The 15,094-nt window shown below is 38.5% G+C and carries 13 protein-coding genes; 9 read left to right on the top strand and 4 right to left on the bottom strand.

The genetic code is table 11. The annotated features are described in order from the left end of the window. Positions 1-102 precede the first annotated feature (102 nt). A complete protein-coding gene (locus B2O97_RS11065) occupies positions 103-1,935 on the bottom strand; it encodes a sensor histidine kinase (RefSeq protein ID WP_115047017.1) in 1,833 nt (610 codons plus the stop codon). Positions 1,936-2,309: 374 nt separating this feature from the next. Between B2O97_RS11065 and B2O97_RS11060 the strand changes: the two genes are divergently transcribed. Continuing rightward, the gene (locus tag B2O97_RS11060) at positions 2,310-2,639 is read left to right on the top strand and encodes a hypothetical protein (RefSeq protein WP_286767393.1); all 330 of its coding nucleotides are present in this window, start codon (positions 2,310-2,312) and stop codon (positions 2,637-2,639) included. Between the two features lie 46 nt (positions 2,640-2,685). Here the strand turns inward: B2O97_RS11060 and pyk are convergent, their stop codons facing one another. Together pyk and B2O97_RS11050 are read right to left on the bottom strand one after the other, a co-directional pair. Further along, complete coding sequence (gene pyk / locus B2O97_RS11055; RefSeq protein ID WP_070561569.1) at positions 2,686-4,113, bottom strand: pyruvate kinase; 1,428 nt, start codon at positions 4,111-4,113, stop codon at positions 2,686-2,688. 134 nt (positions 4,114-4,247) lie between these two features. Beyond that, positions 4,248-4,742 (bottom strand): IPExxxVDY family protein, encoded by a 495-nt coding sequence (locus B2O97_RS11050; protein ID WP_236560104.1) that lies wholly within the window; start codon positions 4,740-4,742, stop codon positions 4,248-4,250. A 287-nt stretch (positions 4,743-5,029) separates the two neighbouring features. On the opposite strand from B2O97_RS11050, the gene B2O97_RS11045 reads away from it, so the two are divergent. From B2O97_RS11045 to B2O97_RS11010, 8 genes are all read left to right on the top strand, one after another. After that, positions 5,030-5,266, top strand: coding sequence for an acyl carrier protein (locus tag B2O97_RS11045; RefSeq protein WP_028070665.1), 237 nt, complete (start codon positions 5,030-5,032; stop codon positions 5,264-5,266). Positions 5,267-5,293: 27 nt separating this feature from the next. Next, positions 5,294-6,547: a beta-ketoacyl-ACP synthase II gene (gene fabF, locus B2O97_RS11040; RefSeq protein ID WP_046674847.1), complete on the top strand. Its 1,254-nt coding sequence runs from the start codon at positions 5,294-5,296 to the stop codon at positions 6,545-6,547. Between the two features lie 84 nt (positions 6,548-6,631). Next, positions 6,632-7,372 (top strand): ribonuclease III, encoded by a 741-nt coding sequence (gene rnc, locus B2O97_RS11035; protein ID WP_046674848.1) that lies wholly within the window; start codon positions 6,632-6,634, stop codon positions 7,370-7,372. Positions 7,373-7,396: 24 nt separating this feature from the next. Next, positions 7,397-8,779: a histidine--tRNA ligase gene (gene hisS, locus B2O97_RS11030; RefSeq protein WP_070561565.1), complete on the top strand. Its 1,383-nt coding sequence runs from the start codon at positions 7,397-7,399 to the stop codon at positions 8,777-8,779. Between the two features lie 243 nt (positions 8,780-9,022). Continuing rightward, positions 9,023-10,018 carry a pyruvate dehydrogenase (acetyl-transferring) E1 component subunit alpha gene (gene pdhA / locus B2O97_RS11025; protein ID WP_046674850.1) on the top strand — a complete coding sequence of 332 codons (996 nt, stop codon included), beginning with the start codon at positions 9,023-9,025 and terminating at the stop codon, positions 10,016-10,018. Between the two features lie 29 nt (positions 10,019-10,047). Further along, complete coding sequence (locus B2O97_RS11020) at positions 10,048-11,679, top strand: pyruvate dehydrogenase complex dihydrolipoamide acetyltransferase (protein WP_115047021.1); 1,632 nt, start codon at positions 10,048-10,050, stop codon at positions 11,677-11,679. A gap of 382 nt (positions 11,680-12,061) precedes the next feature. Next, a complete protein-coding gene (locus B2O97_RS11015) occupies positions 12,062-13,252 on the top strand; it encodes a serine hydrolase domain-containing protein (protein WP_070561562.1) in 1,191 nt (396 codons plus the stop codon). A 128-nt stretch (positions 13,253-13,380) separates the two neighbouring features. Continuing rightward, a complete protein-coding gene (locus tag B2O97_RS11010) occupies positions 13,381-13,740 on the top strand; it encodes a CoA-binding protein (RefSeq protein ID WP_070561561.1) in 360 nt (119 codons plus the stop codon). On the opposite strand, the gene B2O97_RS11005 is transcribed toward B2O97_RS11010, so the two are convergent. Then, entirely contained in the window at positions 13,737-14,987 is a 1,251-nt protein-coding gene (locus tag B2O97_RS11005; protein WP_046674854.1) for an ROK family transcriptional regulator, read from the bottom strand. The two genes, B2O97_RS11010 and B2O97_RS11005, sit on opposite strands and share 4 nt — an antisense overlap. Positions 14,988-15,094 lie beyond the last annotated feature (107 nt).

Genomic DNA, 15,094 nt, shown 5'->3' with positions numbered 1-15,094 from the left:
AATGAATATATTAATTTTCACCAATGTCCCTTGATGCTGATAAATCAGCCTTCCTCAACCTTTGAAATTTTTTAAAGAGGAAATATACAAAAAAGGAACGTTTTATTTTTTAATAGGCAAAATTACTTCAAAGGTCGTGCCTTTATCTTTTTCACTTTTAACTGTAATTTTTCCGTTCAGCCTTCTCAGAATGTCCTGTACATAACTTAAGCCAAGGCCAAATCCTTTGACATTATGAACATTCCCAGTTGGAATACGGTAAAACTGGTCGAAAATCTTTTGCAGGTGATCCCGGCTCATCCCAATACCATTGTCGGCTATGGTGACAACAATGGTGTCGCCAACATTTTTTGAATTGATGTTGACATGTAAATCTCCTTTGCTGTACTTGATGGCATTATCCAAAAGATTGTAAAATACATTGGAAAAATGTAACTCATCACCAACGACAACATCCTTGGTCGCTGCAAGATCTATACTGAATTTCCCGCCAATATTTTGCATCCGTAGCTGCATACTGTCCGTTACTGCCGAAACAAGATCATTGATGCATACTTCTACCTGGTCGAGTTTTAGCGTTTCTTTTTCTAGTCTTGCCAAATCGAGCACACGTTCAATATGATTTCCGAGTCTAACATTTTCGTCGTAGATGATATTAGCCAATTTCTGAACGCGCTTGTGGTCGGCATTGATGTCTGGATCTTTAAGTGACTCACTGGCAATCATAATTGTTGCAACAGGTGTTTTAAACTCATGCGTCATGTTGTTGATGAAATCCGTCTTCATTTCCGAAACTTTCTTTTGTCTGAAGATGATAATCAGTGTATAAGCAAAACACCCCACCAACAAGAAAAGCAGTGCCAGCATGGGCAGCAACAGATAGCCCATATTATCGGCAATTATCGCCTTTTTATTGGGGAAATAGATGGTTAATTTTCCTGGCGCAGCACCGATATCACCTTTAAAAAGTGCCGTTGAGTATTTGGTTGTATTTGTTGGGTTATTTAAAGCGGCTTCGTTTAAAATATTATTTAGTAATATATTGTTTGTGCTCCATATTTCAATATTGAAAGGAGCTTTAATGTCGCGTTGAGCCAACTCCTCTTTGATAAGTTCTTGAACGATGATCACATTCAATCGATCCTTTAATGGACGTTTAGCAAGCTCCATTCCAATAGCAATATCTTCGATGTAGTCTGCTTTTTTGCCGCCCAGCATGGCAACGGAATCATATACATTAAAGCCACTCCACGCGTTTTTTCTGTTGAGGATATCCAATCTTTTTTCCAAATCAGAAATTGTTTTCGCAAGTTTCGCATTCTCTCTTGGAGGTAATGTGGCTACCCGGAATTTTGTTTGTTGATTGACCAGTGGGTCCATTAGGGGGATAACAAACCGCGTGCTATCGTCCTTCCCATTGATCTGATCATCTACCTTTGAAGCATTTAACATGATAAAAGCCTGTACCAAATTATCGTCGGTAAGCTCATTTGAAACAGAAAATTTGATAAATTTCTGGTACTCCGGTCTTTTGATGTATGTTTCGTAGAATGAATTTTTGATTTCAATTACATTTGGATACAATGCACGTAATTGGTCTTCTTGCTCTTTAAAGTTTGAGAAAACAACATGTTGTTTGTTTTTTAATTCTTCAATTCTATACTGTATTTCGAGTTGCTCGGCCAAAAGACGTTGTTTGGCCTGTTCCTGCTTGGATTTTTCAATGTTACGCTCCTGTTGAACCTTAGCGAAGTCAACTACCTCCCGTCGTTCAAGCTTACCGGCAACAGCTGTAATCGCAGCATTGACGGACTCATCAAATAATTGAGACTTTTGGCGATAAGAATCTCTCAGAAAATAGAATTGCATGGCCAATACCCCAATTAGAGCGAGAGACATCAGTCCAATGATTAATACAATGCTATTTTTCTTCATTAGTATTGGGTATTAAATAAATGTATTTTGAATATATCAAAAAGTTTATAGCGCTCAGTTTATTTACCATTTGCGTATTCATCCCTTATGCCATGTGAGCGGCCATTTAAGGTGCGATAGCTCATTTTTTCTTAAATTGTTACAAATATAAAGATGCTAATGTGTTTTGTAGCTGTTTTAACAATGTTTAACAGCAATCTGTTTAAATATAGATGCTGTTCTTTGTAAATTAGTGAATAGAAATGGATTATGTGCTGAATTGCGCTGTGGACAAATTTTAATCTACGCGGTTGAGTCTAACTGCTGGAGAAGTGAATAAGCCGAATATGACGCGTTCATTGGTACAATGAGTGCTCTTTAATAACTATATAAAGATGAAAAGCTACGTATTATTATTGGTATTGTCTTCCATAGGGACCATTGCTATAGGACAAGTAAAGGTGAAACCGCAGATTCCTTTAATGGAGGAAAAAGAATCAAAGATGCCTGTCTTTAAATTGGATTCTTCAGATGAAAAGTATCATATGCCGATTAAGAAGCCAAATCGTGTGGACGGTCTAGCCCCAATGCCAGGAACGGAAAAAATGCCCAAAGGTGATGAGAAAGAAAACAATCTTCCTTTTAGGCGCTTGAATGATTCGCTAAAGGTGAAGGACTTTAAATTAAAAATCGACTCCTTGTATCCAAACAAGCAAAAAAAATAGCGTTCTAGATAGAACGCTATTTTTTTGCTTTAATCCTTATTGTCCATTATAGCTGGGAAACACGGATTGTATTTGTTTTACCTTTTTCGATTAACGGTGTCGAAGCTGTATTGATAATGATAGATCCAGGTTTAACGTAGTTATTTTTTACAATAAATTTGTTAACATCATGAATAGATCCATCTGTGCTTTCGAACTTGTCGTAGATAAAAGTTTTTACGCCCCAAAGTAGGCTGAGTTGTTTCAGCAATTTTTGTGTTCCTGTGAAAACTAAGATATCTACATTTGGTCTATAACTTGTAATTTCAAACGCTGTTGCACCAGATGATGTCAATACCGCAATTGCAGATGCATTTGTTTTTTGAGCAAGATAAACCGAAGATGCGCAAATCGCGTCCGGAATAAGTGTTCCGTCGTGGATTTCACTAACTTTCTCATTATAATAAGGATAAGAAGTTTGTTCCACGTGGATAATGATTTTGCTCATTGTTTCGATAACGATTTCAGGGAATTCACCAACTGAAGTCTCGCCACTTAACATCACAGCATCCGCTCCATCCAATACGGAGTTGGCTACGTCATTTACTTCAGCACGTGTAGGACGTGGTGTAGTGATCATACTTTCCAACATCTGTGTCGCAATGATTACCGGTTTTGAAAGATCTCTACATTTCTGTACGATGATCTTTTGAAGTCCTGGTACCTCTTCCATTGGAAGCTCAACGCCCAAGTCACCACGAGCAACCATAACAGCATCTGTAGCTTCGATAATGGCATCAATATTTTCAATCGCTTCCGGTTTTTCAACTTTTGCGATGACACGAGCATGGCTTCCTTTTGCCTCGATGATTTTTTTACATTGAAAAATATCTTCTGCCGAACGTACGAAAGACATCGCGATCCAGTCTGCACCATGATCCAGGGCAAAATTCAAGTTGTCTAAATCTTCTTCCGTCAACGATGGGATAGATACTTTGGTGTTCGGTAAGTTAACGCCTTTACGTGAAGTAAGGACACCTCCGTGTACAACTTCACAGGTAACAGTATCTTTATGATTGGTCTCTAAAACACGAAGTTGAAGTTTTCCGTCATCAAGTAAAATGATTTCGTTGGCTTCAACATCGTTTGGAAAGTTTTCGTATGTAATGTAGATTCTGTTTTCGTCTCCGATGAGTTCTTGTGTTGTAATTTCAACTTTTGAACCATTCACGAGAATAGCTCCACCTTCTTTCATTTTTCCGATCCTAATTTTTGGACCTTGTAAATCGGCTAAGATGGCAACATTGAATCCTGTTTCATTATTTATTGCATTTATAGTTTCGATTACCTTAAGGTGATCTTCCTGGCTGCCATGAGAGAAATTCAACCGGCACACATCAACCCCTTTGGCAATCATGTTGGTCAAAACTTGTTTGTCTGCCGAGGCAGGGCCTAATGTTGCGACAATTTTAGTCCTTTTTTGAACTTTTTCCATCTGTTATTTTGTATTTTAAATGTTCTTCATTAATCACAACAAATAGCCTACTATATTGTTGTGTTTTGTCAAAACTAAATCGAATTAATTTAGATCTAAGTTGGGGTGTATTTGCTACACTAACCTACAGTTTGCTAAAATATGAGATTTTCTTTAGATTTCAATATTTTTGGTGATATTTCTTTTGCAATGACGACTTCGGGTAATTTGTTGATCCTTTTGATAATATGTTCCACGTCATCCTCACAGATGTAGTTTTTAATGATGATAAAAAAATCGAAGTGGGGGTTTTCCGGGATTAAATAAGTGCCTTCGATGCTCTTATTGTTGATCAAGAAATATTCGGTGTCGGCATCGGCGATAAGGTAATGAAAAGCAGTGAAGTGGTAGCTTATTTTTTTCTTTGGATCAAAGACAATGTGATATTCAAGCTCTTCTTCGGTTTTGTTTTTTTGTCGACCATCATGGTCGTACTTGCTTTCTTTTCCTCTGGAAAAATTCAGGTTAGTCTCCTTGTTGATGAAATGGCAGAGTCGGTAATCTTTCAACGAACAGGTGATGGCGAGTAGGGTAAAATCCAACTCTTCATTCATGTCCATATCCAATCTTGCTACTAACTTATTGACCACTTTAATGTTTAAATATATGTCCCTCTGCTAACGAAGGTACTAATAATTTTGAGGTAGGAATATACTTTTTGTGTAAAATTTGAGTTAATTAGCTGAGCGTTTGGAATACAAAATATTTTTTGTTATACTTGAACTAAGTTAATATAGAGTGGGTTAGCTAGTATAAGACGCGAATAAGTTCGGTCGCCTAACATGGTGACTTTCATCTAAATATCAATTTAGGTTTGAATTTTGATGAAATTTATTTTTCTTTGCACAGATTTATTAAACAATTAAACTATAAAATCATGTCAGATATCGCTTCAAGAGTAAAAGCAATTATCGTTGAAAAATTAGGTGTTGACGAAAACGAAGTAACACCAGAAGCTTCATTCACTAATGATTTAGGTGCTGATTCACTTGACACTGTTGAGTTGATCATGGAGTTTGAAAAAGAATTCAACGTTGCTATTCCTGATGATCAAGCAGAGACTATTGGTACTGTTGGTCAAGCAATCGCTTATTTAGAAAAAAACGTTAACTAACTAATTTAATTAGGCTAATCGTAATAAATGGAGCTTAAAAGAGTAGTAGTAACAGGATTAGGCGCCCTTACACCAATTGGTAATACCGTCTCAGCTTACTGGGAGGCGTTAATAAATGGTGTAAGCGGAGCTGCTCCTATTACGCATTTTGATGCGTCAAAATTCAAGACTCAGTTTGCATGTGAGGTAAAGGGGTTTGATCCGCATGAATTTATGGATCGAAAGGAAGCTCGTAAAGTCGATCCTTTTGTCCAGTATGCAATTGCGTCAACAGATGAGGCAATTAAAGATGCTGGCTTAGATTTTGAAAAATTAGATACAAATCGTATCGGAGTAATTTGGGGATCAGGAATTGGAGGTTTAACAACTTTCACTGAAGAAGTTGCAAACTTTGCAAAGGGAGATGGAACACCTCGTTTCAATCCTTTCTTCATTCCTAAGATGCTCGTTGATATTGCTCCAGGACATATTTCAATGCGTCATGGTCTACGTGGCCCTAACTTTTCTGCCGTATCGGCTTGTGCCTCGGCTACCAATGCAATGATAGATGCTTTTAACTATATTCGTATGGGCAAAGCTGATGTGATTGTTACAGGTGGATCAGAAGCTACAGTCAATGAAGCTGGAATTGGTGGGTTCAATGCTATGCATGCGTTGTCAACCCGGAATGATGATCCTAAAACAGCATCACGTCCTTTTGATAAAGACAGAGACGGTTTTGTTTCGGGAGAGGGTTCGGGTGCATTGATCTTAGAAAGTTTGGAGCATGCCTTAGCACGTGGAGCAAAAATCTATGCAGAGATTGCAGGGGGTGGAATGAGTGCAGATGCACATCACATCACAGCCTCGCATCCTGAAGGATTGGGCGCAAAACTGGCTATGACAATGGCTGTAAATGATGCAGAGATGGATTTTTCAGATATTGATTATATCAATGTTCATGGAACATCTACACCGGTCGGTGATATTAGTGAAACGAAGGCTATTGTTGACCTGTTTGGTGAACACGCTTATAAATTGAATATCAGTTCAACTAAATCAATGACAGGGCACCTTTTGGGTGCTGCAGGGGCTATTGAAACTATCGCTTCTATATTGGCTGTTCAAAATGATATTGTCCCTCCGACAATCAATCACTTTACAGACGATCCGGAAATTGATAACAACTTGAATTTTACATTCAACAAAGCGCAAAAACGTATCGTTAATGCCGCTTTGAGCAACACATTCGGTTTCGGTGGGCATAATGCTACCGTTATTGTGAAAAAATATAAAGCTTAATGTTTGATCCTTCAAACATGGTTTGATAATATGAGCTAGCGACAGGTTCTTTAACTAGGACTTGTCGCCTTATTTTTAGAAGAGATGCCTTTTGCAAGGATATATAAATTATATTTTTCGCCAGATCGGGAATACGTTAGAAAACTAAAAAACCTGCTAGGATTTGTTCCCGGAAATGTACATCTGTACAAGATGGCGTTTAGACACAAGTCTGTCGCCGTTACAATTAAAGAGGGCGCAAAAAATAGCAACGAACGTTTAGAATTCTTAGGTGATGCTGTTTTGGGTTCGGTTGTGGCTGAACTGTTATTTAAGAAATATCCTTATAAAGACGAAGGGTTCCTGACTGAAATGCGCTCAAAAATTGTCAGTAGAGCAAATCTAAACCAGCTTTCCAGAAAGTTGGGGTTTAATGAGCTTATCCAGTTTGATGCGCGAATGATCAGTTTTCCAAATAAACAAGGATCTTTATTGGGTGATGCTTTTGAGGCATTGATTGGGGCAGTTTATCTAGATAGGGGCTATGTTTTTACCAAGAGCTTTTTGTTGAATCGAATTATTAAACCGCACGTCGATATTCACCTATTGGAACAGACGGAAACAAACTTTAAAAGTCGGTTGATCGAGTGGTGTCAACATACTGGCAAAGAGATTGTATTTCGGCAAACAGACAACCCGGAAGGGGAATCTTCTAAGATGTTTAGTATTGAAGCGGTCGTGGATGGTATTGTTTGTGGACTTGGCCGTGATTTTAATAAGAAGTCTGCCGAGAAATCTGCCGCCGAAAAAGCCTGTGAATTCCTTAAAATTCTGGAAGTAGAATAAAGGATTTTATTAACTTTGCCAAATATGGCAGTAGTAAAACCTTCTTTGGCAAAAGGAACGCGTGATTTTTCGCCTTCCGAAATGATCAAACGCAACTATATTTTCGATACACTGAAAACGGTATTCAGAAAATATGGCTATAATGAAATACAGACCCCTTCATTTGAAAATTTGACGACCCTCACCGGTAAATACGGCGACGAGGGTGATAAATTGATCTTTAAGATTCTTAATTCGGGTGACTACCTGACAAAAGCGCCCGACAGCCTGCTTCACGATAAAAATTCCAATAAGCTCATTCCGCATATAACCGAGAAAGCACTAAGATATGATCTTACGGTGCCCTTTGCGCGCTATGTTGTGATGCACCAAAATGATATTACTTTACCGTTTAAGCGCTTTCAGGTGCAACCTGTATGGCGTGCAGATCGTCCGCAGCGCGGAAGATACCGCGAGTTTTACCAATGTGATGTCGACGTTGTCGGGTCAGAAAGTCTATTGAATGAAGCGGAGTTTATTTTGATTTATCAAGAAGCCTTCGAACGGTTTGGACTGAAAGATTTTAATATCAAAATCAACAACAGGAAAATTCTTTCGGGTATTGCTGAAATCATCGGCAAACCGGAGCTGATCGTAGACATGACTGTCGCGATCGATAAATTGGATAAAATCGGGTTGGAAGGTGTCAACAAAGAACTGTTGGAAAGGGGTTTTACAGAAGCAGATCTTGCTATTTTGAAACCTATAATTTTATTGGAAGGCTCAAATGATGAGAAACTTGCTTCCTTAAAAGCGATTTTAGCAACTTCTTCTGTCGGCTTAAATGGTATTGCAGAGATTGAGGATGTGTTTGACTATGTGGCCAAATTAGGTGCTGAAGAAAAGTTGCTTCATCAAATTATAGATCTGGATATTACATTGGCCCGAGGTCTCAATTATTATACGGGCTGTATCTTTGAGGTCAAGACGAATGAGGTTGCCATGGGAAGTATCGGTGGAGGTGGCCGCTACGATGATCTTACAGGAATGTTTGGTTTGAAGGGACTGACCGGTGTAGGCGTTTCCTTTGGTGCAGACCGCATTTATGATGTGCTGGAAGAGTTGAACTTATTTCCTGCTGGGAAAGCTGATTCTACCAAGCTCCTGATCATCAATTTTGACAAACAGCTGGAAAGTTATACCCTGAGCTTACTCAACAAGCTTCGCAAGGAAAATATCGCTTCGGAACTCTATGCATCTCCTGTAAAATTGAAAAAACAAATGGGTTATGCGGATGGGAAGGGTATTCCCTACGTGTTATTAGTCGGTGAAGAGGAGGCTGCATCGGGGCAATTGTCCTTAAAGGACATGGAAAGCGGGGAGCAGGTAAAGGTAACTGAAAGTGAGCTGATCCAAAAACTTCGATAGCAAACAGTTTGCATAAAATAGATTAAGCCAAATGATTATTAAGTTCTTTGGCTTTTTTATTTTCATAAGTTTTTGATTTATTTGATTGTGCCGTTCATTTATTTGTAATCAAATGCTATATACTTTAAATCAAATGTCTTAGAAGTGTCTTAAAGTATAAATAAAATTGATTTTTGGGCAAGGAAATTCGTCCAAAATTATTAGATTTGTAGTCTAGAATAGTAAGAAAATCAAAACTTTGAAATGAGTTCAACACCTATAACAAAAGAGACATATTTGGAGTGGTATAAGTCTATGTTACTTATGCGTAAGTTTGAAGAAAAAGCAGGTCAACTTTACGGACAGCAAAAGATTCGTGGTTTCTGTCACTTGTACATAGGACAAGAGGCTGTAGTCGCTGGAACGATGTCAGTAATCAAACCTGAGGATTCTCTAATCACTGCTTATCGTGATCACGCCCACGCTTTGGCTAAAGGCGTTTCTGCAAATGCTTGTATGGCTGAATTATATGGAAAGATCACTGGTTGTTCAAAAGGTAAAGGAGGTTCTATGCACTTCTTCTCCAAAGAGCACAAATTCATGGGTGGCCATGGTATTGTTGGAGGTCAGATTCCTTTAGGTGCTGGTATCGCATTTGCTGAAAAATATCTTGGTACAGATAATGTAAATATCTGTTATATGGGTGATGGAGCTGTGCGTCAAGGTGCATTCAATGAGACATTGAACATGGCGATGTTGTGGAAACTCCCTGTTATCTTCGTATGTGAAAACAACGGTTATGCAATGGGTACTTCTGTACAACGTACAACGAACATGCAGGATATTTACAAAATGGGCTTAGGTTTCGATATGCCTTCTGCTCCGGTTGATGGAATGGATGTTGTTGCTGTACACAATGCGATGGACGAAGCTGTTCAACGTGCTCGTGCAGGTGAAGGTCCAACGTTCTTAGAAATTCGTACATACCGTTACAAAGGACACTCAATGTCTGATCCGGCTAAATATCGTACGAAAGAAGAGCTTGAAGCGTATAAAGACCGTGATCCATTGTTGTCGACTAAACATGCTATTTTAGAAAACAACTATGCGGATGACGCTTGGTTTGCAGAGGTTGAGGCTGATGTGAAAAAGGTCGTTGAAGAGTCTGTAAAATTTGCAGAGGAATCTCCTTATCCAACTGCAGATGAATTGTACAAAGATGTATATGTACAACAAGACTATCCATTTATTTTAGATTAATACTCTTTAACTTGATAATATAATAAAGAATGGCTGAAGTAGTAAGAATGCCGAAAATGAGCGATACAATGACCGAAGGGGTCATCGCGAAATGGCACAAAAAAGTTGGTGATAAAGTAAATTCTGGTGATTTAGTAGCTGAGATTGAAACAGATAAAGCTACAATGGACTTTGAGTCTTACCAAGAAGGAACTCTTTTATATATTGGTCCTAAAGAAGGCGAAGCAGTAGCTATTGATGCTGTTATTGCTGTTTTAGGTGAGCCAGGTGAAGATTTTCAAGCATTGTTGAGCGGTGATGCGCCTGCAGCTGAAAAAGCACCGGAAAAAACAGAAGAAAAAAAAGCAGAAGAAGTTTCTGGTCCAGAATCTTCGGCTAGTACTGTAACTCCTGAGGAATTGGGATGTACGGTAATTACAATGCCTTTGTTAAGTGATACCATGAAAGAGGGTGTCATTGCGCAATGGAACTTCAAAGTTGGTGATACGATTAAATCTGACGATGCTATTGCTGATGTAGAAACTGATAAAGCGACAATGGAAGTTACAGCTTATGCTGATGGTACTTTATTATATGTTGGCCTTGAAGCTGGACAAGCGGCAAAGGTTAACGACATCATCGCGATCGTTGGTCCTGCAGGAACTGATATCACACCTTTGTTAAATCAAAAATCTGCACCTGCAAAGGCAGAAACTGCTGAAGCTCCTAAAGCTGACTCAGCTGCTGCTGTAACTGCCGCACCGGTAGCATCGACTTCAAGCGATGATTCTCGTGTGAAAGCTTCTCCTTTAGCACGTAAAATTGCACAGGAGAAAGGTATCAACTTAAGTGATATCAAAGGTTCCGCAGATGGTGGCCGTATTGTGAAGAAAGACGTAGAATCATTTGTTCCTGTTGCTGCACAACCTGCGGAAACAAAAGCTGCAGCCGCTCCTGCAACAGAAGCAAAAGCAATCACTTTACCTACATTTGTTGGTGAAGAGCGTTATACTGAAAAACCAGTTAACCAAATGCGTAAAACTATTGCGCGTCGTCTAGCAGAGTCATTGTTTACAGCTCCACACTTCTATTTGACTGTATCAATTGACATGGACAATGCAATGGCTGCTCGTGCGCAGATTAATGAGGTTGCTCCAGTAAAAGTTTCTTTCAATGATATCGTTGTAAAAGCTGTTGCTGTTGCCTTGAAAAAACATCCTGCCGTAAACTCTTCATGGCAAGGTGATAAAATCCGTTTCAATGAGCATACCAACATTGGTGTTGCAATGGCTGTTGAAGATGGTTTATTAGTCCCTGTTGTGCGTTTTGCAGATGGTAAATCATTGTCGCATATCTCTGCAGAGGTGAAAGACTTCGCTCAAAAAGCGAAAGCTAAAAAATTACAGCCTGCCGATTGGGAAGGATCTACATTTACAGTGTCCAACTTAGGTATGTTTGGAATTGACGAATTTACATCCATTATCAACTCACCAGATGGAGCAATCCTTTCTGTTGGTGCTATTCAAGCAGTTCCTGTTGTTAAAAACGGTGCTGTAGTTCCTGGTAATGTAATGAAAGTGACATTGGGTTGTGATCACCGCGTGGTCGATGGTGCAACTGGAGCTGCATTTTTGCAAACATTAAAATCTTTGGTTGAAAATCCAGTAAGATTATTAGCATAATCCTTTAGTTGAGGAATTAAAAGCCACTTTAGTAATAAGGTGGCTTTTTTTATGGCCTTAATTGGTTAATCTTATGATAGGGAAAAGTTTTTTTACCTATAGTTTTCCATCGTTATCCATTTGTTAGAAGTAAGCCCAGGTTGTCCGTTGCTAGAGTGAAAGAGACTGCGCACATAAAAAAGGTAACATATCCGATGAATATCAATTATTGTGGTGAAAAATTCGTTTTTTTATACTAAAATCTTCATTTTAGCATTATTATCAGTAGGCTGGTCCTTCTATTACGAGCTTCAATAATTTAATGTTGTTTAGAACAAAGGAAATAGGAGGTATTTATTGATAAACAATACATAAAACACAAAAATCCGGGAGACTTAGTATAGTGAAATTATTTTTTTTAAAGGGAATGGTCGCTCTTTTGATGGTATCTACAGTGGCTTGTAGTTCAAAAGAGAAAAAACAGAAGGAAGCAGCAATAGCGCAGGCAAAAGCAGATAGCACGAGACTCGTCTATAATCCAAATAATGCAGATCAGAAAATCGATGCTTTTATGAAAAACCTTCATTCAAAAGCTGCATTCAATGGGAACGTTCTTGTTGCTAAAGATGGGAAAATCTTATATCAGAATATATTCGGCTGGGCCAATTACTTAAAACGGGATAGTCTAAAAATAGATGACAAATTTGAACTCGCTTCAGTTTCTAAACCGTTAACAGCTGTCGGAATTTTGAAGTTAGTGGAGGCAGGAAAGCTACGTCTCGATCAAACGATCAATGACTTCTATCCGGATTTTCCTTATCCTGGTATTACCATAAAAATGTTATTGACACACCGCTCGGGATTACCTAATTACGTTTATTTTTCGGAGGAACATTGGCCTGATCGCAAGAAAGGAATGACAAATCAAGATGTGATGAAAATGCTGACCGAATTTAAGCCTAATCGCTATGGTGCGCCAGGAGGCCGTTTCTTTTACAATAATTCGAACTTTATGGTCTTAGGGGCCATTATTGAAAAGATATCAAAGCAAGATTATGCGACGTATATGAAAGATAGCGTATTCAATGTTGCCGGAATGACAAATACAGCCGCACTCTCTAAGGCCGTGTATGATAAAATTCCGACCAACGTTATCGGGCATGATAAGGTATGGCGAAGATCGGTGGTGCAAAATTTTCAGGATGGACCGCTTGGTGACAAAGGAATTTATAGTACAGTGCGTGACCTTTATCGTTTTGATCTGGCTTTGAGAGATGGACGATTGTTAAAGCAGTCAACATTGGATTCAGCATACCGAGGATATCCCGATGCCAAAAAAGGAATTTTTAGCTATGGTTATGGTTGGCGTACCTTTGAGCATGGTAATGATCATATCGTATACCATACAGGCTGGTGGCACGGTTTTAGACATATTTATGTAAGAGATTTAAAAAGAAACATTGTTATTGTTTTACTTTCTAATATGACCAATGGAAGCTTGGTCAAATTGGATGAGCTTTATAAAATCATGGGAATGCCGGTATTGCGTAAAAATGCCTATAGCAACCATGGTGATTTTATCATCGATGAGTAATTTTTGAGCGATGCTACTTTGAGAATTTAGATTATCTTCTTTATCCTATTGTAACGAGAAGGCAAAGAAGATAATCTACATGCCCTGAGTATGCATGCAACAGGTAAACACAAAAGATATAAAAAGGGATGAAAAAAACATTGATTTTAGGTGCTAGTACCAATCCTTCACGTTATTCGAATAAAGCCGCAAATATGTTGCATAAACATGGGCATGCTATCGTTAATATTGGCTTGAGTGGAGGAGAAGCCGCCGGAGTTCCTATTGAAAAGAAAGGTGATATCCATACAGATATTGATACGGTGACAATGTATCTTAGTGAGCCTAATCAGAAAGAATATTACGATTATATATTAGCGACGAAGCCAAAACGAATAATATTTAATCCTGGTGCGGAGAATTCAGCATTGGAACAGCTCGCTATGGAGCACGGTATTAAGACAGAAAGAGCCTGTACTCTTGTCTTGTTGAGTACAGGGCAGTTTTAGATTTTGGATTTATGAAGCAATTCAACCGATAGGTACTTCGTGATAAAATAATTTGTCAGACCCACGGTATTGCTGTCGAGATTTAGGCTTGACACTTTTATGTCACAATGTTCCTTCAATATTGCCATGGTATAAGAATTGATGGCTTGCTGTATCGGAATCGTGATCAGTTCATTTGCTTTTGCAATTTTCCCCCCCAATACGATCAATTCGGGGTTGAGGAGCTGTATCAAGGATGCAAATGCTTTCCCTAGATTTGTCCCTAGTTTTGAAATCTGGTTTATTGCAAATTGATCACCTTTGTTTGCAGCTTCAATAATATGCGTTGGTGTTAAATGTTGTAATTCATCGGGTTGCAATTCGTTTAATTTAGTCAGCTCTCCTTTCTGGATTTCCTGTTTCGCATTGTTGACTAAAGCAATTCCGGAAGCTACGGTTTCCAAACAACCTCTTTTCCCACAGTAGCATAGTTCGCCATTATCGATAAAGGGCATATGTCCCACTTCGCCGGAGTAGCCATCACGTCCCAGATAGACTTCGCCATTGGACACGATTCCTAAACCAATCCCCCAATCCATTAGGATAATTAAACTGTTTTTTGTGTTTTTTGCCAATCCAAATTTCAATTCAGCATAAGCAGCGCCTTTGACGTCATTGAGAATGAAGACTGGTTTTTTATATATGCGCTCAAAATAATTTGTTATGGATTGATTGTCGTCATGTAAAAAAGTCTCGTTGGTACCTTCTTCAGCGTTGATTAGCCCAGGCATACCAATGATAATCCCTGTTAGGTTCTCGATATCAACTGATTTATCGATAAGATATTGATCAACGATTTGTGTGATAGCGGCTAGATTTTCTCCATTGCGAGATAATTCATTATCCAGCTCAACAGTTTCAGCAATAATGTTCTGGTTGTTGTCCATTATGCTCATAGTGATAGAGAAACGTTGGAGCTCAATCGAAAGCACCTGAAACAATCCATCACATAGCTTATATAAATTGGGTTTACGTCCGCCAATAGATTCTCCTTTGTCAAATTGACGGATAAAATCATCTTCCAGCAACTCTGCAATGAGGCTATTCACCGTAGGCAGGCTTAAATAGAGGTTTTTTACAATGTCATTTACCGATACAGATCCTAATTCGGCTATTAATTTTATAATGGAGATTTTATTGAACAGATTTTTCTTTTCAGGTTTACTCTCCAATTTTTTGTTAATCAGTAAGTTTACGGCTTTAGTCATAAAACATTATATTTTGAAATAGAATCCTCAGGGCTTTAATTTAGCAAAAGTTTTGGAATCATTTGGTTATTTTTCTCACTTGACAAACAAGTAGGCTAATTAGCAAA

This window comes from Sphingobacterium sp. UBA865, assembly GCF_002295765.1.
Taxonomy (GTDB): Bacteria; Bacteroidota; Bacteroidia; order Sphingobacteriales; family Sphingobacteriaceae; genus Sphingobacterium; species Sphingobacterium multivorum.
Note: the sequence above shows the minus strand (reverse complement) of the source record. Positions and strands in the feature narration are given on the sequence as shown.